The 17,228-nt window shown below is 71.6% G+C and carries 18 protein-coding genes; 13 read left to right on the top strand and 5 right to left on the bottom strand.

Going from position 1 to position 17,228, the window contains the following annotated elements; all coding sequences use genetic code 11:
• Window positions 1-15 precede the first annotated feature (15 nt).
• Both ACSMTC_RS15815 and ACSMTC_RS15810 read left to right on the top strand, forming a co-directional pair.
• Entirely contained in the window at window positions 16-795 is a 780-nt protein-coding gene (locus ACSMTC_RS15815) for a DUF72 domain-containing protein (RefSeq protein WP_436560325.1), read from the top strand.
• Window positions 792-1,070 (top strand): acylphosphatase, encoded by a 279-nt coding sequence (locus ACSMTC_RS15810; RefSeq protein ID WP_436560324.1) that lies wholly within the window; start codon window positions 792-794, stop codon window positions 1,068-1,070. The genes ACSMTC_RS15815 and ACSMTC_RS15810 overlap by 4 nt, the downstream gene beginning before the upstream one ends.
• A 64-nt stretch (window positions 1,071-1,134) precedes the next feature.
• Here the strand turns inward: ACSMTC_RS15810 and ACSMTC_RS15805 are convergent, their stop codons facing one another.
• Together ACSMTC_RS15805 and ACSMTC_RS15800 are read right to left on the bottom strand one after the other, a co-directional pair.
• Window positions 1,135-2,010, bottom strand: a complete 876-nt coding sequence (locus tag ACSMTC_RS15805; protein WP_436560323.1) for a DMT family transporter — start codon at window positions 2,008-2,010, stop codon at window positions 1,135-1,137.
• A gap of 50 nt (window positions 2,011-2,060) precedes the next feature.
• Window positions 2,061-4,301, bottom strand: a complete 2,241-nt coding sequence (locus ACSMTC_RS15800; RefSeq protein ID WP_436560322.1) for an FUSC family protein — start codon at window positions 4,299-4,301, stop codon at window positions 2,061-2,063.
• Window positions 4,302-4,555: 254 nt separating this feature from the next.
• On the opposite strand from ACSMTC_RS15800, the gene ACSMTC_RS15795 reads away from it, so the two are divergent.
• Entirely contained in the window at window positions 4,556-5,071 is a 516-nt protein-coding gene (locus ACSMTC_RS15795; RefSeq protein ID WP_436560321.1) for a GNAT family N-acetyltransferase, read from the top strand.
• A 252-nt stretch (window positions 5,072-5,323) separates the two neighbouring features.
• On the opposite strand, the gene ACSMTC_RS15790 is transcribed toward ACSMTC_RS15795, so the two are convergent.
• On the bottom strand, window positions 5,324-5,491 hold the full coding sequence (locus ACSMTC_RS15790) for a hypothetical protein (protein WP_436560320.1): 168 nt from the start codon (window positions 5,489-5,491) through the stop codon (window positions 5,324-5,326).
• Between the two features lie 201 nt (window positions 5,492-5,692).
• Between ACSMTC_RS15790 and ACSMTC_RS15785 the strand changes: the two genes are divergently transcribed.
• The 3 genes from ACSMTC_RS15785 (at window position 5,693) to ACSMTC_RS15775 (ending at window position 8,755) form a co-directional block, all read left to right on the top strand.
• Window positions 5,693-6,241 (top strand): SigE family RNA polymerase sigma factor, encoded by a 549-nt coding sequence (locus ACSMTC_RS15785; RefSeq protein WP_436560319.1) that lies wholly within the window; start codon window positions 5,693-5,695, stop codon window positions 6,239-6,241.
• Window positions 6,238-7,314, top strand: coding sequence for an alpha/beta hydrolase (locus tag ACSMTC_RS15780; protein WP_436560318.1), 1,077 nt, complete (start codon window positions 6,238-6,240; stop codon window positions 7,312-7,314). The genes ACSMTC_RS15785 and ACSMTC_RS15780 overlap by 4 nt, the downstream gene beginning before the upstream one ends.
• A gap of 325 nt (window positions 7,315-7,639) precedes the next feature.
• Window positions 7,640-8,755 (top strand): alpha/beta hydrolase, encoded by a 1,116-nt coding sequence (locus tag ACSMTC_RS15775; protein ID WP_436560317.1) that lies wholly within the window; start codon window positions 7,640-7,642, stop codon window positions 8,753-8,755.
• A 22-nt stretch (window positions 8,756-8,777) separates the two neighbouring features.
• On the opposite strand, the gene ACSMTC_RS15770 is transcribed toward ACSMTC_RS15775, so the two are convergent.
• Window positions 8,778-8,909 (bottom strand): hypothetical protein, encoded by a 132-nt coding sequence (locus ACSMTC_RS15770; protein WP_436560316.1) that lies wholly within the window; start codon window positions 8,907-8,909, stop codon window positions 8,778-8,780.
• A gap of 346 nt (window positions 8,910-9,255) precedes the next feature.
• Here ACSMTC_RS15770 and ACSMTC_RS15765 point away from each other — a divergent pair, with 346 nt between their 5' ends.
• Together ACSMTC_RS15765 and ACSMTC_RS15760 are read left to right on the top strand one after the other, a co-directional pair.
• On the top strand, window positions 9,256-9,822 hold the full coding sequence (locus ACSMTC_RS15765) for an alpha/beta hydrolase (RefSeq protein WP_436560315.1): 567 nt from the start codon (window positions 9,256-9,258) through the stop codon (window positions 9,820-9,822).
• A gap of 42 nt (window positions 9,823-9,864) precedes the next feature.
• Window positions 9,865-10,251 carry an alpha/beta hydrolase gene (locus ACSMTC_RS15760; RefSeq protein WP_436560314.1) on the top strand — a complete coding sequence of 129 codons (387 nt, stop codon included), beginning with the start codon at window positions 9,865-9,867 and terminating at the stop codon, window positions 10,249-10,251.
• A gap of 503 nt (window positions 10,252-10,754) precedes the next feature.
• Here ACSMTC_RS15760 and ACSMTC_RS15755 read toward each other — a convergent pair.
• Complete coding sequence (locus tag ACSMTC_RS15755; protein WP_436560313.1) at window positions 10,755-11,363, bottom strand: hypothetical protein; 609 nt, start codon at window positions 11,361-11,363, stop codon at window positions 10,755-10,757.
• A 436-nt stretch (window positions 11,364-11,799) separates the two neighbouring features.
• Between ACSMTC_RS15755 and hemL the strand changes: the two genes are divergently transcribed.
• The 5 genes from hemL (at window position 11,800) to resB (ending at window position 17,226) form a co-directional block, all read left to right on the top strand.
• Window positions 11,800-13,134: a glutamate-1-semialdehyde 2,1-aminomutase gene (gene hemL / locus ACSMTC_RS15750; RefSeq protein ID WP_436564700.1), complete on the top strand. Its 1,335-nt coding sequence runs from the start codon at window positions 11,800-11,802 to the stop codon at window positions 13,132-13,134.
• Between the two features lie 26 nt (window positions 13,135-13,160).
• Window positions 13,161-13,808, top strand: coding sequence for a histidine phosphatase family protein (locus tag ACSMTC_RS15745; RefSeq protein WP_436564699.1), 648 nt, complete (start codon window positions 13,161-13,163; stop codon window positions 13,806-13,808).
• A 146-nt stretch (window positions 13,809-13,954) separates the two neighbouring features.
• Window positions 13,955-14,554, top strand: a complete 600-nt coding sequence (locus ACSMTC_RS15740) for a TlpA family protein disulfide reductase (protein WP_436560312.1) — start codon at window positions 13,955-13,957, stop codon at window positions 14,552-14,554.
• The gene (locus ACSMTC_RS15735; protein WP_436560311.1) at window positions 14,551-15,342 is read left to right on the top strand and encodes a cytochrome c biogenesis CcdA family protein; all 792 of its coding nucleotides are present in this window, start codon (window positions 14,551-14,553) and stop codon (window positions 15,340-15,342) included. Before ACSMTC_RS15740 ends, ACSMTC_RS15735 begins: the two co-directional genes overlap by 4 nt.
• Before the next feature lie 3 nt (window positions 15,343-15,345).
• Window positions 15,346-17,226, top strand: a complete 1,881-nt coding sequence (resB, locus tag ACSMTC_RS15730; protein ID WP_436560310.1) for a cytochrome c biogenesis protein ResB — start codon at window positions 15,346-15,348, stop codon at window positions 17,224-17,226.
• Window positions 17,227-17,228 lie beyond the last annotated feature (2 nt).

Raw genomic sequence — 17,228 nt, 5'->3', positions numbered from 1 at the left:
TGCTTCCATGGAGACATGGCCCTGTTCGTCGGTACCTCGGGCTGGCAGTACGACGACTGGCGCGGCCGCCTCTACCCGAAGGAGGTGCCGCGGCGGATCTGGCTGGAGGAGTACGCCCGGCGGTTCGCCACGGTGGAGAACAACAACGCGTTCTACCGCCTCCCGCCGCCCGAGACCTTCGCCGACTGGCGTTCCCGGGTCCCCGACGACTTCGTGATGGCGGTCAAGGCGAGCCGCTACCTGACCCACATCAAGCGTCTGCACGACCCGCAGGAGCCGGTCCAGCGGCTCTGTACGGCCACCTCGGGTCTCGGCCCCCGGCTCGGGCCCATCCTGCTGCAGCTCCCGCCGACCCTGCGGGCGGGCGCCGAACTCCTCGACGCCTGCCTCGCCTGCTTCCCGGCCGGCACCCGGGTGGCCGTCGAACCGCGCCACGAGTCCTGGTGGACACCCGAGATCCGGGACGTCCTCACCCGGCACGGCGCCGCCCTCTGCTGGGCCGACCGCCAGGCCCGCCCGGTGACCCCGCTCTGGCGCACCGCCGACTGGGGCTACCTGCGCTTCCACGCCGGCCTCGCACAGCCCTTCCCCAGGTACGGCAGGCAGTGCCTCACGCACTGGCTGGGCCGCCTGACCGAAGCCTGGCCCGACGACTACGACGACGTCTACGTGTACTTCAACAACGACCTCGGCGGTGCCGCCGTGCTCGACGCGACCGCCTTCGCCACCCTCGCCGCCGGCTCGGGCCACACGGTCAGCCGCACCCCGGTCACCACCCTGGCGAGGCATCCGTGATCCGCAGCCGAGTGATCGTCTCCGGCCAGGTCCAGGGCGTGTTCTTCCGCGACACCTGCCGCCAGGTCGCCCAGCGGCACGGTGTGGCCGGCTGGGTGCGCAACCTCCCGGACGGCACCGTCGAGGCGGTCTTCGAGGGCCCGCCCGCCGCCGTCGCCCAGCTGCTCCGGTGGGCCCACCACGGTCCCGAGTCGGCCGTCGTCAACGGGGTCCGCCAGCACGAGGAGGCCCCGGAGGGGCTCACCGCCTTCGAGATCCACCCGACCCCCTGGTAGGCGGCGGTACCCCGGGGCCGCGAGGCCCTGTCATGGGCCCGGTTCTCCGCTCCCACCCCCGGGATCAGCGCGGCGCCTGCACGTGGACCAGTGCGGCCAGCGGGATCCGGGCCAGGGTGACGGCCCCCACCGCGACCAGGGTGGCACCGAGCAGCTCGGGCACCAACCACCAGCCGCCGCGCACCCGTTCCTCGTACAGTGCCACCCCGAGGGCCAGGCTCACCAGGGCGTCCCCGAGGGTCAGCGCGGGCTGCGAGGCCACCAGCGGCCCGGCCTGCATCGCGTTCTCCAGCAGGAACAGCGCGGACATTCCCACGAGCGCGAAGGCGTAGGTCTGCCAGGCCAGGAAGAAGGACGGGACGCCGTCCTCGCCCAGGACGAACATCGACGACTTCATCAGGGCCGCCGTGAGCGCGTAGGCGATGGCCGCCGCCGCGCCCAGGCACCCCGCCCTGACCCGGCCCTCCGGCTGCCGCAGCGCGACCAGCGACAGCAGGACCACCGCCCCGCCGCAGCCCGCCAGCGCGGGCATCCAGCGGACCATCGACGCATGGTCGGTCCCGGCCGACGGCGAGAGCGCGGCCATCGCCACCGCCAGGCCGACCACCACACACCCCACGGCGAGCCAGCCGCGCGGCGGCAGCCGCCGGCGCAGCACCCGGGAGCCGATGATCAGTGCCAGCGGAAGCTCCGTCACGAACAGCGGCTGGACCACGGTCATCGGCCCGGTGGCCAGCGCCGAGGCCTGGAACACGGCCGCCGCGATCACCGCGAGGATGCCGCCCAGCCAGACCGGACGCCGCAGCAGGTCCCACATCAGCCCCAGCCGGAACCGGTCCGAACGCGGCACCGAGAGCGCGGCCACCCGCTGCATCACCACGGCGAAGCCGTTGCTCAGGGCGGCGCACAGCGCGAACAGGACGGGCAGCACTACCTGCATGCTCCCGTTCTGCCTCGGTCAGAGGCGTCCCGCAACCCCGGCTGCCCCCGTCACGCCGTTTCCGTCCCCCGCGGTGGCCCGGTACGGATCCGTCCCAGATCCAGGGCCAGCCCCTGCAGCCAGACCCCGGTGTCGAACAGCAGCAGGCGCTGCGCCGGGAACCCGTCCGCCCCCTCGGTCAGCCGTTCCGTCGTCACGACCCGCGGCCCGATCCCGGCGAAGCCGTACGGCGCCGTCTCCAGCCGCTCCGAGCGCGCCGGGTCCCCTCCCACCGGGTCGAGCTGTTCGGCGAGGGCCAGGTACTCGTTGGCGACGCGCGTCGCGGTCTCGCACAGACCGTCGTCACGGTGCTCCCGGAGGGCTCCCGGCCCCTGGCCCGGGGCCGTCCGCGAACCGAGCAGCCGGTTCGAACCGCGGACCGCGTGGTGACCCGCGATGAGCGCGGCCTGCCAGTCGATCCCGTCCGCCCGCAGGTCGGCGGGCTCGCCCTGGCACTGGGCGTACGTGGCCTCGGCCAGGGTCAGTCTGTGGATCACCCGGGCCTGGGAGAGCGACGGTTCGCGTCGGCTGCCGGTCAGCACCATGACCGTGTCGGTGATCGTCGAGGCGACGATCCGCAGCACGGTGGCGACGTCGCGCCGCAGCTCGCCGCGCACCCCGTGCGGCCAGGCGAGCAGCCCGCACAGCAGACCGATGAGACTGCCGGTGAGGACGGCCAGGAAGCGGACCTCGGCCAGCTGCCAGCCCGCCGGTGCCAGCTGGGCGAACACCATGGACACCACCACGGTGAACAGCCCCTGCGCCCAGCCGACCCCGAGCAGCGGACCGAACAGGAAGGCCGCCAGCATCACCACGGGCAGCACCACGGCGTACGCGACGTGGTGCTGCCCGGCGGCCACCAGCAGACCCGCCGCGGCCAGGGCGCCGAGGAGGGTGCCGGTGAGCGCCCGGCGGACCGTCCGGCCGGTCTGGGTGGTACTGGTGCGGGTCAGGGTCAGCGCGGCGAGCATCGCCCAGAAGCCGTGCGGGATGGCGACCACTCCGGTGACCGCCCGCGCCGCAGCCAGGCCGAGGCTGGTCCGGACGGCGTTCTGGAAGAACACGGACCGCCGGTTGACGTTCCTGGTCAGCCGCACCGCCCACAGCTCCCAGGTCTCCACCCGCGCGAACCACAGCGGCCCGGCCGCCAGGTCCTCGGGCAGCTCCGTACGGTCGCCCTCCCCGGCCGCCACGGCGATCGATCCCAGCAGGGTCCGGGCCGCCTCTCCGGCCTCCACCAGCGCCGCCTGGCGAAGCATCGCCGCCCGCAGGGCGGGCCGGTCGGAGGGACTCGGCCCGAAGAGCCGTTCGCGCCGGAAGTCCGCCAACGCCCCGTCCAGGGCGGACGCGGGCGGAACCGCGGTCACCGGACCCTCGGCCCGCAACGCCTGCGCGGCCTGCCCCACCACCGCGCCGATGCTCTCCAGCAACCGCCGTTCGGCCGCTCTGACCGCGACCGCGGTCTCCCGCCCGACCGCCGCCCCGCCTGGCCCCGCCGCCGGCGGCGGCAGGGCCGACAGCCGGGCGAGCAGCTGACGCACCGCACCGCCGGCATAGGAGAGCGCCCGCTCGTGCCGCCCGGGAGCCGCCGGCCGCTCCGCCGGAGGCACCGCACCGGGACTCAGCGCCTCACCCGCCCGGTGCGCCCGTTCCCGGGTCACCGGCCGCAGCCCCCTCCCGCCGGCCAGCTCCTCGGCGCACCCGGCGGCGGCCGCCGTCGCATCGGCCAGCAGCGCCCGGTACCCGGGCGGAGCCGGGTCGCGGAACAGCAGTGTGTCGGCGGCCACCAGCAGTGCCACCCCGACGGTCACCCCGACGAGCCGCTGGCCCAGCGTCTGCGGCGCGAACGGCGGGAAGCACGGCAGGATGTACAGGAGGTGCAGTCCGGGAGCCGCCCCGGCCGGTCTGGGTCCGGCCGCCGCCGCGAAGGCCAGCACGAAACTGACCAGCAGCGTGCCCGCGACGGCCGCCCAGGTGTTGACGGCGAGAAGTGTCCCGGCGGTGACCAGCGCCCACCCGACCGGCAGCGCACGGGCGATCACCGGGGCCTGCTGCCGTCCGGTACCGGGGATCCGGGAGGGCGTGCCCATCGACACCACGGCGAACAGCGCGTAGGTCGCGGTCACCGGCTGGTGGAGCACGTACAGGCAGGGGTAGAAGCCGGCGCAGGCCGCGAGCGTCACCCGTGCCGCGTTCCGTGCGGCGAGGGCCGCGGGCGCACCGGAGAGGACCCCGGGCAGCAGCCGGCGCACCGCCCCGGGGGTCGGCCGGCCTCCGGGGCCACGACCAGGGGATGAGCTCTCCATAGGCCTCTGCGCTCGGTCGGCCCCCGCGCTCCAGCATCGCACCGCCGGGATTCACCCGCACACGGCGGGCAGGCGGGCCCGCCCGGGCCCCGGTGGACCCGGTCAGGAGCAAACCGCGCGGGCCCGACGTTGCAAGATCACGGAGTGCCCGCAGGGGCCTTCGGCCGCACGACACCCGTACGACCCGAGAAGAGGGCTGAATGTACGTCATCACCACGGACCGCCTGCGGCTGCGCCCGCTCTCCACGGCCGACACCGACTGGTGGGTGCGGCTGCACGCCGACCCCGAGGTGGGCCGTTTCGTCGGCAGCTACACCCGGGAGCAGGCCGCCGCCCGTCTGCACACCATCGAGCAGCAGTGGGAGCGGCGCGGTCACGGCCTGTGCGCGGTCGAACTCACCGGGACGGGCGAGACGATCGGCCGGGCCGGTCTGTTCTGGTGGGAGCAGTTCGACGAGACCGAGGCCGGCTGGACCCTCGCCCGCGCCCACTGGGGCCGCGGTTACGCGACCGAGGCCGCCCGCGCCGTGCTCGACTGGGGCTTCGAGCGGCTCTCCCTGCCCACGATCACCGCGATGATCCACCACGGCAACGACGGCTCGACCGCCGTCGCCCGCCGCCTCGGCTTCACCCGGCTCCGCGAGGACGAACTCGCCGGCCGCCCCCTCACCGTCCACGTCCTGGACCGCGCCGGCCACCGGGCCGCCCGCCCGTGACGCCGCAGCACCGCACCACGCCTGACGGATGGTCACGCGGCCCGGGCCGGCCGCGGCCTACGGCCAGACCAGGCAGTACAGCTGGTGCCCGGCGTCGTGCAGCCGGTTGGCGAAGTCCTGCCACTCGTGCAGCTATTGGTCCCTGCAAGCCCGTGACCTGGGGTCTGCTGGCAGCCCCTGATCGGCCGCGCTCCCCAGTCAGACGGCCCGCCCACCCATGATGGAGTCGAGATTGCGCCGCAGCCAGTCGCCCTACCGCACGGCGCTTTCGGCGTCGCCTGCCTGAGCGGCCTTGAGCCAGACCTCGCGGGCCGTCTCCTCGTCCTCGCCGCGCAGCGCCGAGTCGCCGAGCGTCCGGAGCGCTCGAATCCCGCCCGCTCGCACTGCCGCGTCGAGGCCCTGGCCGTCTACCTCGGCCACTGCGACCCGGGCTTCACGCTGCGGACCTGTACCCACTCATGCCGAGCAGCGAGGGGCGGAGCCGCTCGGCCGGCGACGACTTCTCGCTCGGCCGCGGCGATGGAGAAATCGGCTAGAACTCCCACCGGAGCACTGAGTAGCCCCGCCAGGCAACCTGATCCACGGAGTTCGTGGTCTGAACAGGTGAGGGGGGTGATGCTGATGGGCAGCTACGACGAGGAGGCGGAGTTCAGTGGCTTCGTACAGGGCAGGTGGAACGGGCTGGTCCGGACGGCGTACCTGCTGACCGGGAACCAGCACGACGCGGAGGATCTGGCGCAGACCGCGCTGGCCAAGGTGTACGCGTCCTGGCGACGCGTCCGCAGCAGCGACAGTCCGGACGCGTACGTGCGCCGCATCCTGGTGACGAGCAACATCGATCGCTTCCGCAAGCGCCGCCTGGCGGAGTACCCGACCGACGAACTACTGGAGCCGAGCGGCCCGCACCCGACAGACGCCAGCGCGCAGGTCGACCAGCGCCAGGTGCTCTTCGCCGCTCTCGCCGCGCTGCCCGCGCGGCAGCGAGCCGTGGTGGTGCTGCGCTACTGGGAGGACCTCTCCGAAGCGCAGGTCGCCGCCGCGCTCGGCTGCTCCGCCGGCACCGTCAAGAGCCAGGCCGCCAAGGGGCTGGCCAAGCTACGCGCCCACCACGGCCTCACCGACCTCAGCACGCCAGTGATGACCGACTCCCGATCGAAGGTGCTCACATGACCTGGCCTGACGAGAGCCACACCCCCACCGACGAAGCCGGGCTGCGCCACGCCCTCGCTCAAGGCACGGCGGACCTCGTCGTCTCCCCGGCGCCGTACGCGGCGATCGTCCGCGACGGCCGCGGGCTGCGACGGCGCCGGACCACACTGCGTACCACGCTCGCCGTGACGATGGTCGTCGTCCCCGCCCTCACCCTCGCGTTGCTCCCGGGCCGCCACCCGGCTCCCGCGCCCAGACCGGCCGCCAACAGCCCCGACCAGCCCAAGGTCACCCAGCAGTGGCACGGCGTCGACGACCCCGGCGTCCCCAAGGACGTGAAGGAGACCCAGCTCAAGGGTCGCCTGTCCGGGGTGGACGGCGAGGTGCTGGTCTGGACCCCGCCGCAGTACGACGATCCGGCGTACCAGGGCAAGACCTTCCCGGTGGTCGAGCTGCTGGCCGGCTTCCCCGGCTCGGCCAGTGCCTGGTTCGGCAGCATGGACGTGTCCAAGCAGTTGGCGCCGCTGATGAAGTCGGGTCAGGTGGCGCCGTTCATCCTGGTATCGCCGCGGGTCACCCTGCTGCCGGGGAACGTGGACACCGGCTGCGCCGACGTACCGGGCAAGGTCAACGCGGAGACCTGGCTGTGGCGGGACGTGCCGCAGATGGTGCTGGACAACTTCCGGGTCGACCCGGCGGCGGACCACTGGGCGGTGGCCGGCTACTCGGCGGGCGCGCACTGCGCCACCCGCCTGGCGATCGCCCACCCGGACCGCTTCCGGGCCGCGATCGCGATGTCCGGCTACAACGACCCGAAGGGCGAGTCGGACTCGCTGACCGCCAAGGACCCGCACCTGCGCGAGGTCGACAACCCGCTCTACATGCTGACCCACGCCCAGACCCCGCCGAACGTCGCGCTCTACCTGACCGGCCGCAAGGGCGACGGCCTGGAGGACGCCCAAGCCCTGGCCCAGGCGGCCAAGCCACCGACCACGGTGAACCCGGTGGAGACCACCGGCCCGCACATGATCTCCACCTGGAAGCCGATGGTGCCGACCGCCTTCACCTGGCTCAGCCAGTACGTCAAGCCCTGAGGGTCCATCACCCATCGGGAGGCTGACCGCCGGTCGGTCCCGCCAGCGCCCCGACAAGCGCACCCAGCGGCAGCGTGGACACAGGCTCTCACGGTCGTCGCAACCCGCGTGGTCGGTGTGTTCGGGCCGCGAGCAGCCGCCTCGGCGAGCCCTGCGCCCGCCCCGTCTCCGGCGACGGCCCCTGCGCACTCTGTGCACCGAACAACCAGACCCACCACGTTGCCTGAGCGCCCCGCACAGGATGAAGCACCCCCAATGGATCCATCGGAGCAAACCCGTGCGACTCATGGGAATCGGCCCTTCACTTGCGAAAGTCATTACTCATATGAAACTCACGGGTACTCCGTTCCTCATCCTCTCCACCCTCCTGGTCCCGCTCTCCATCGTGCTGCTGATGGCGCTGTGGGGCCGGGTGGGCGGGCCCAAGGCCGTCCGAGCGGCCGGGCGGCTCGGGCTGGTGCTGTTCGCCCAGGTGACCGCGGTGGTGATGGTGTTCGTGCTCGTGAACAACGCCAACCAGCTGTACGCCACCTGGGGTGACCTGCTCGGCTCGGACAGCCACGTCCGTGCGGTGCCCCCGCCGCCCCCGGCGGACGGCCCGGCGACGGCCACCTCGCCGGGCCACCAGAAGGTGATCCAGCAGTTCACGGCGGTGGACGACCCGGCGGTGCCCAAGGACGTGAAGGAGACCCAGCTCAAGGGCCAGCTCTCCGGAGTGGACGGCGAGGTCCTGGTCTGGACCCCGCCGCAGTACGACGATCCGGCGTACCAGGGCAAGACCTTCCCGGTGGTCGAGCTGCTGGCCGGCTTCCCCGGCTCGGCCAGTGCCTGGTTCGGCAGCATGGACGTGTCCAAGCAGTTGGCGCCGCTGATGAAGTCGGGTCAGGTGGCGCCGTTCATCCTGGTATCGCCGCGGGTCACCCTGCTGCCCGGGCACGTGGACACCGGCTGCGCCGACGTACCGGGCAAGGTCAACGCGGAGACCTGGCTGTGGCGGGACGTGCCGCAGATGGTGCTGGACAACTTCCGGGTCGACCCGGTGGCCGACCACTGGGCGGTGGCCGGCTACTCGGCGGGCGCGCACTGCGCCACCCGCCTGGCCATCGCCCACCCGAATCGGTACCGGGCCGCGATCGCGATGTCCGGCTACAACGACCCGAAGGGCGAGTCGGACTCGCTGACCGCCAAGGACCCGCACCTGGACGAGGTCGACAACCCGCTCTACATGCTGACCCACGCGCAGACCCCGCCGAACGTCGCGCTCTACCTGACCGGGGGGCGCAAGGGCGAAGGGCTGGACGACGCGCAAGCACTGCAGAAGGCTGCCAAGTCACCGACCACGGTGAACCCGGTGGAGACCACCGGCCCACACGCGACCGCCACCTGGAAGCCGATGGTGCCGACCGCCTTCACCTGGCTCAGCCAGTACGTCAAGCCCTGACCGGCCCCCGCCGGCACCGCGATCAGCGCACCCAGTGCAGCGTCGGCGCGTCCGGCAACCGCTGCACCGCCTGGTCCACGAAGGCCAGCACCACCCCGAACAGGGCGGCCCAGACCAGCACCGGCCCCGCGGAGTGCGAGGTTCTCAGGCTCACAACCGCATACGGAGCATCCCTTCCGAGCTGGGAACGGCCGCGGAAGGGGCGGGAGCAGATCCGCGAGCGGATTCCCGAACGGGATGGCGAGACCGGGCAACCACCGAAGACTGAAGCAGCGTCATCGGTCAAGGACGGTGTGCCACTCCACCCGGAGCAGCTGCGCCGTCCTGCGGCAGGGAGGACGCATCCCCCGGCAGCCCGCCGCCGGTGCGCCGGAACGCTGCCCGCGACCTCCTCGGCGGCCTCACCCGGGGGCATTGCCCGGCTCCGTCCGGCCGGGCGTGATATCGATCGGAGAGTTTTCACCGCGCAACAGCCGCAGTCGCAGCCCACACGCACCCGTGTGGTCCTGGCCGGTGTCACCGCGCTCGCACTGTCCGCCGCCCTGGCGGCCTGCAGCAGTGGCAGCAAGCCGGCCCCCGACGCCAAGGCGGGCGACAACGCGGCGGCGGCCACCCCGGTCCCGGCGGCGAGCAGCGCTGTGCCGAAGGACTCCAAGGTCGTGATGCCGACCGGTCCGGCCGCCAACCTGAAGAAGGTCCGTGACACCAAGGCCGGTCCGATCATGATGACCACCCTGGCGGGCCGGAAATCCGGCGTCTCCGCCGATGTCTGGGGCTGGGTGCCGCCGCAGTACAACGACCCGAAGTATGCCAAGTTCGGCTTCCCCGTGCTCACCCTCTACGCGGGCGGTCAGAGCAACGGCTACAACACCTGGACGGACAACCAGCTGCCGATCCAGGAGATCGACGCCCAGCTCGTCCAGGAGCAGAAGGCGCACCCCTTCATCATGATCATGCCGTTGCAGAACCTGACAGGCGACGAGCACCAGTCCCTGGACTGCTCCGACATCCCCGGCCAGCCCAAGATGGGCACCTGGATGTCCCAGGACATCCCGGACTTCATTTGAGCCAACTTCCGCACCCTCAAGGGCCCTGACAGCTGGGGCCTGATGGGCGCCTCCAGCGGCGCCGACTGCAGCGCCAAGCTGGCCATGCAGCACCCCGACATCTACAAGACCGCCGGGCCGATCGACGGCGACTTCAAGGCAGACTCCACGCTCTGGAAGGGGCACGGGGCCGAGCAGGCCGCCAACAGCCCCGACAAGCTGATCTCCACCAGCAAAGCCGACGTCAAGATGCTCGCCACCGCCGGCGGTGGCAGCTCCTACGAGGTCGACCTGGTCAACAAGTGGGTCCACAGCGCCGTCTCCCCGACCAGCGTCGAGTACTACGAGCAGCCCGGCGGCAAGCACAAAACCGTGGACTTCGCGAAGATGATCCCGATGGCCCTGGAGTGGCTCACCAAGAACCTCACCGGTCCGCAGACCGACAGCTGACGACCCGTCCTGACTCGCAAGGGTCAGTGCGGGTCCACCTGGAAAGGGTGCTGAGGGCCGGTCGGGCATACGAAGAGCCGCGGATCGCCCCACCGCCAGACGACCACTCCCGTCTCGTCGTTACTCGCGACCGTGAACAGCAGCGTCATCGCGCTCCCGCAGGACGCGCACGTGTGCGGGAACCCAGGACGTCGTCACGGCGGCCGGCCACCCCCATGACGCGCCAGTCGTACTCGCGGATGTTCTCCGCGATGCGGCTGTCGCGCGCATCCCAGTCGGAGGGGCGCCGGCCGTGTCGCGGAGCAGGCAGCCGCGGTCGGAAAGATCCATGGTGGCGGGAGTACGGTGGTCGATCACCTGTGCGTGAGACCGGGGCGGTCGGTACCCCTCGGGGCACTTTCGCAGCGATGTGCCCTCAATGTGCCCCGGCAGCCCGAAGACCACCTCCTGAGGGCCCGCCGGACTACTGTCGGACAGCCCTCAGGAGACGGCGAAGCCGCAGGTCACGGCCAGACCAGGCAGTACAGCTGGTGCCCGGCGTCGTGCAGCCGGTTGGCGAAGTCCTGCCACTCGTGCAGCATCGTGTAGATCACGTACGCGTCGCGCGGCCCCCGCCGGTCGGGGACGGTGGACCAGATGAAGGCGGCGGCGCCGAGTTCGGTCTCGTCGGCCTTGCGCAGGGGTTCGACGACGGTGTGGGGGAGCTGGACCACCGCGTAGTCGGGGTGGAGGACGACCAGTTCGAGCGGCGGGACCTGGTGGAGCGGGACACCCTTGATGCCGGTGAGGACCATGGCGCTCATGGTCTCCGGCTTGATCTTGGTGGAGAGGTGGCCGTTGGGCGAGCCGCTGGTCTCCATCAGGTCGCCGAGGCGGCCGAGGGAGCCGAGCTCCCCGGCGTCGAGGCCGAGGCCGCCCGGGCCGAGCGCGGTCGGGACTCTGGCGGCGGTGGCTCGGTCGGGTGCGCCGAAGTACTTGTAGGTGACCCCCACTCTTCCCTCGCCCCGCTTTCCCCTGCCCGCACCCGTTCCCCCGCCCGCGGCCCCGGTGGACCTGCGGGATGCACCCGCGGCCTCCTCGAAACCGTCCTGCGTCTCGGACACTCGGACCATCCTCACCGGAATTCGCCGGAATCGACAGACCCCCGCACGCTCGGCGTCCTCCGAACGTGCCCCTTACCCGTCCTGCGTCGCCGTACACGCGTCAGCTGCCCCGCGCGCACCTGCGCTGTCCGTACCCGCCCGCCCCGGCCGTCACCCGTGACAGGTGCCCCGTGACCCGTGCCGCCTGCACGGTGCGGCGGTAGTACGGATAACCGCACAAACCCTACAAACCCTACAGACCGTACAGGCTGTTCGGCCCCTGGCGGACGGGTTCTCCCGTCAGGTCCGAATCCGGAGCGGGACAGCGTCCCTTCCCGACCGCGAACGGGCAGGAAGGGCCGTCCGCCGAGGCGGCCGCAGTACACGGATCATCGTTCCAGATGATCGGGCCCGACATGCGGAGGTAAAGGACACGATTTGAGACCATGTGCAGGTGACCAACCCGATGAGCTACCCGTACGAGGCCCCTCAGTCCCAGTCGCTGTTCGACCGTGCCTCGGTCGTGACCCCCGGCGGCGTGAACTCCCCGGTGCGCGCCTTCCGCGCGGTCGGCGGCACCCCGCGCTTCATGGTGTCCGGCACCGGCCCCTACCTCACCGACGCCGACGGTCGCGAGTACGTCGACCTGGTGTGCTCCTGGGGGCCGATGATCCTCGGGCACGCGTACCCGGCGGTGATCGACGCCGTCCAGCAGGCGGTGTCCCGCGGCACCTCCTTCGGCACGCCCGGCCAGGGCGAGGTCGAGCTGGCCGAGGAGATCGTGGCCCGGGTGGCCCCGGTCGAGCAGGTCCGCCTGGTGTCGAGCGGAACCGAGGCGACCATGTCGGCGATCCGGCTGGCCCGCGGCTTCACCGGCCGCGCCAAGGTGATCAAGTTCGCCGGCTGCTACCACGGCCATGTGGACGCGCTGCTGGCCGCCGCCGGTTCCGGCGTCGCGACCTTCGGCCTGCCCGACACCCCGGGTGTCACCGGTGCCCAGGCGGGCGACACCATCGTCCTCCCCTACAACGACCTGGACGCGGTCCGTACGGCCTTCGCCGCGCACCCCGGCGAGATCGCCTGTGTGATCACCGAGGCGTCGCCGGGCAACATGGGCGTGGTCCCGCCGCTGCCCGGCTTCAACAAGGGCCTGGCCGAGCTCTGCCGGGCCGACGGCGCGCTGTTCATCTCGGACGAGGTGATGACCGGCTTCCGCGTCTCCAAGGCCGGCTGGTACGGCCTGGAGGCGGCTCACGAGGGCTGGGCCCCGGACCTGCTGACCTTCGGCAAGGTGATGGGCGGCGGCTTCCCGGCGGCGGCCTTCGGCGGCCGCGCCGATGTGATGGCCCAGCTGGCCCCGGCCGGACCGGTCTACCAGGCCGGCACCCTCTCCGGTAACCCGATCGCCACCGCCGCCGGCCTCGCCCAGCTGCGCGGCTGCACCGACGAGGTGTACGCCACCGTGGACCGGGTCGCCGCCGAGGTCTGCGGGCTGGTGACGGACGCGCTGGCCAAGGAGGGCGTGGCCCACCGCCTGCAGAAGGCCGGGAACATGTTCTCGGTCTTCTTCACCGAGGAGCAGGTCACCAACTACGACGAGGCCCGGCGCCAGCAGGCGTACCGCTTCAACGGCTTCTTCCACTCGATGCTCAGCCAGGGCGTCTACCTGCCGCCGTCGGCCTTCGAGTCCTGGTTCGTCTCGGCCGCGCACGACGAGCGGGCGATCGAGCGGATCGCCGCCGCCCTGCCCGCCGCCGCCCGCGCGGCGGCCGAGGCCCAGCCCACGGAGGGAAGCAAGTGAGCAAGGAGACCACCGTCGTCCACCTGATGCGGCACGGCGAGGTGCACAACCCGGAGGGCGTCCTGTACGGGCGCCTCCCGGGCTACCACCTCTCGGAGCTGGGCCGGCAGATGGCGGACCGGGTCGCCGAGTACCTGGCCGACCACGACATCACCCATGTGGTGGCCTCGCCGTTGACCCGCGCGCAGGAGACCGCCGAGCCGATCGGCAAGGCGCACGGCCTGGAGGTGGCCGTGGACGACCGGCTGATCGAGGCGGAGAACATCTTCGAGGGCAAGACCTTCGGCGTCGGCGACGGCTCGCTGCGCAACCCCTCGTACTGGAAGTACCTGACCAACCCGTTCAAGCCGTCCTGGGGCGAGCCGTACATAGACCAGGTGGTCCGGATGATGGGCGCGCTCGCCGCGGCCCGGGACGCCGCGCGCGGGCACGAGGCGGTCTGCGTCAGCCACCAGCTGCCGATCTGGATCGTCCGCTCCTTCGCCGAGCGCCGCCGGCTCTGGCACGACCCGCGCCGCCGGCAGTGCTCGCTGGCGTCGCTGACCAGCTTCACCTACGAGGGTGACCGGATCGTCTCGATCGGCTACCGGGAACCGGCCCGCGACCTGCTGCCGGCGCACCTGGTCGGCAAGGGCGGCAAGGGCAAGCCGGTGGGCAAGAGCTTCGGCGCCTGAGCGACGTCCCGGCCGTTCCTCGGATCCAATCGGACATTGCCCGAAATAAATGGATCATAAGGACAGGAACAGCAGGTCAGAGGGGGTCCGGCAGACAAGGCCGGACCCCCCTGAAACCGCCTGAAGTCCCATGCGAAACTTTTCACATGTCTGGGACGACCCGCCGCCGTATCCGCCTCGCCGCCACCCTCGGCGCCGTCGCCGTTCTCGCCCTCACCGGCTGCAGTTCCGGCTCGTCCGGCGGCGGAGGCCAGACCGGCTTCGTCACCGGCAAGAGCGGTCTGGACACCGCCCCGGTCGCCGACCGCACCGCCGCCCCCGCGATCTCGGGCAAGACCCTGGACGGCGGCAACGCGGCACTCGCCGACTACAAGGGCAAGGTCGTCGTCCTCAACATCTGGGGCTCCTGGTGCGGCCCGTGCCGGGCCGAGGCGCCCGGCCTCCAGGAGGTCTCGCAGAAGTACAAGGACAAGGGCGTCCAGTTCCTCGGCATCAACACCCGCGACACCGACCCGTCGCTCGCGGTGCGCTTCGAGCAGAACTTCGGGGTGACCTACCCGAGCATCTACGACCCCGAGGGCACCCAGATCCTCAAGTTCCCCAAGGGCAGCCTGAACCCGCAGTCGATCCCGACCACGATCATCGTGGACCGCGAGGGCCGGCTCGCCGCCCGGTCGATGCGCGCGATCTCCTCGGACGACCTGGAGTCGCTGCTGCAGCCCGTCGTCGACGAGAAGTCCCAGTGAGCGCGGCTCTCCTCGCGCAGGTCCCGCTCGCGCTCGGGGAGACCAACGAGACGGTGGCCAGCGGCGCCATCCTGCTCGCGGTCCCGATCGCGCTCGCCGCCGGGCTGGTCTCCTTCTTCTCGCCCTGCGTGCTGCCGCTGGTCCCGGGCTACCTCTCCTACGTCACCGGCTTCTCCGCCGCCGACCTGGCGGACGCCAAGGGCTCGCAGCGCGGCCGGATGCTGCTCGGCTCGCTGCTGTTCGTGCTCGGGTTCAGCGCCGTGTTCGTCTCCGGCGGGGCGCTCTTCGGCTACTTCGGCCAGAACCTGCTCGGCTACCGGCACACCATCAGCATCGTGCTGGGCGCGGTGACCGTCGTGATGGGCCTGGCCTTCATGGGACTGCTGCCCGGCTTCTCGATGCGCGAACTGCGCTCGCACCGCCGTCCGGCCATCGGCCTGGCCGGGGCGCCGCTGCTCGGCATCGTCTTCGGGGTCGGCTGGACGCCCTGCATCGGCCCGACCCTGGCCTCGATCCAGTCGCTGTCGATGAGGCAGGCCGACGCCGGGCGCGGTGCCCTGCTGATGTCCGTGTACTGCCTCGGCCTCGGCGTACCGTTCATCGTGGCCGCGCTCGCCTTCCGCAAGGCGCTCGGCGCCTTCGGCTGGATCAAAAAGCACTACCAGTGGGTGATGCGGATCGGCGGCGGCATGCTCGTCGCGGTCGGCCTGCTGCTGATCACCGGCGCCTGGGACGCGCTGGTGAACCAGCTCCAGTACGCCACCCAGAACTTCTCGATCGGAATCTGACCCGTGAGCGACACCCGAACCCGCCCACCCGAGGACGTCACCGACGCGGAAGCCGAGCGGCTCAGCAGCGCGCCCGCCGAATCGGACGCCCCGACCGGCATAGGAGTGCTCGGCTGGTTCCGCTGGATGTGGCGCCAGCTGACCTCCATGCGCGTCGCGCTGATCCTGCTGTTCCTGCTCTCGCTGGCCGCCATCCCCGGCTCGCTGATCCCGCAGACCAGCCGGAACTCCTTCCAGGTCGACACCTGGAAGCAGGCGCACAAGTCGCTCACCCCGGTCTACGAGAAGCTCCAGCTGTTCGACGTCTACAGCTCGGTCTGGTTCTCGGCGATCTACATCCTGCTGTTCGTCTCGCTGGCCGGCTGCATCATCCCGCGCACCTGGCAGTTCGTCGGTGTGCTGCGGGCCAGGCCCCCGGCCGCACCGCGCAACCTGACCCGGATGCCGGTCTACGCGGCCTGGCACACCGAGGCCGACCCCGAGGCGGTCAACCGGGCCGCGCACGCGCTCCTGAAGAAGCGCCGCTTCCGGGCGCACCTGGACGGAACAGCCGTCGCGGCCGAGAAGGGCTACCTGCGCGAGGTCGGCAACCTGCTCTTCCACTTCTCGCTCTTCGCGCTGCTCGCGGGCTTCGCCTGGGCGAGCCTGGCCAGTGGCCAGGGCGGCAAGCTGGTGATCGGTGGTCAGGGCTACTCCAACACCATGACCCAGATGGACGACTTCACCGGCTCGGCCTTCTACACCAGCGACGACCTGGACGCCTTCGGGTTCAAGCTGGACGGCTTCACCGCCAAGTACCAGAGCAGCGGCGACCAGATGGGCACCCCCCGCGAGTTCGCCGCCCACATCCGGTACTGGACGGGCTCCGACGACACCAAGCTGACCAAGGCCGACATCCAGGTCAACCACCCGCTGGAGATCGGCGGCAGCAAGGTCTTCCTGATCGGCCACGGCTACGCCCCGATGGTCACGATCAAGAACGCCAAGGGCGAGACCGTGTACGCGGGCCCGACCGCCTTCCTCCCGCAGGACGGCAACCTCACCTCCACCGGTGTCATCAAGGTCAACGACTACGGTGAGAAGGACGGCAAGAAGACCCAGCTCGGTTTCCAGGGCTACTTCCTGCCGACCGCGCCGTCGGACTTCGCCCACACCGGTCCGATCTCGCTCTTCCCGGAAGCCGCCGACCCGATGCTGGTGCTCACCGCGTACGCGGGTGACCTCGGCACCGACTCCGGTCTGCCGCAGAACGTGTACCAGCTGAACACCCAGCACCTGACCCAGCTGAAGCAGGACGGCGACATCGCCAGGGCCCGGCTGAAGCCCGGTCAGGGCTGGGTCCTCCCGGACGGCTACGGCACCCTCACCTTCGACGGCTACCAGGAGTGGGCCAGCTTCACCATCTCCCACCGGCCGGGCAACGCGATCGCCCTGACCGGTGCGGTCTGCGCGATCCTCGGCCTGATCGGCTCGCTGTTCGTGCAGCGCCGCCGGATCTGGGTCCGGGCCGTCACGACCCCCGACGGCCGGACCCTGGTCGAGGTCGCCGGGCTGGCCAGGAGCGAGTCCGCCAAGATCGCCGAGGAGCTCGCCGAACTCGCCGTGGACCTCCAGGACGACGCCCCGGCGTCCGAGTCCGAGCCTGCCTCCGACTCCGACTCCGATCCCGCCTCCGATCCCGCCTCCGAGTCCGCGGCTGAGTCCGCGTCCGCCTCCGAGCCCGAGCCCGCTTCCGAGCCCGCGACGGAGTCCGAAGCACGGAGCGAGGACGCCCGGGACGAAGCAGCAGTCCCCGCCACCGAGGACACCCCCGCCGAGTCCACCCCCGTCTCGGACGGACCGTCAGGCCCCACATCCCCCGCAGACCCGAGCTCCAAGGAGTAGAC

The organism is Kitasatospora sp. HPM-01-4, assembly GCF_051374625.1.
Classification (GTDB): domain Bacteria; phylum Actinomycetota; class Actinomycetes; order Streptomycetales; family Streptomycetaceae; genus Kitasatospora.
Note: the sequence above shows the minus strand (reverse complement) of the source record. Positions and strands in the feature narration are given on the sequence as shown.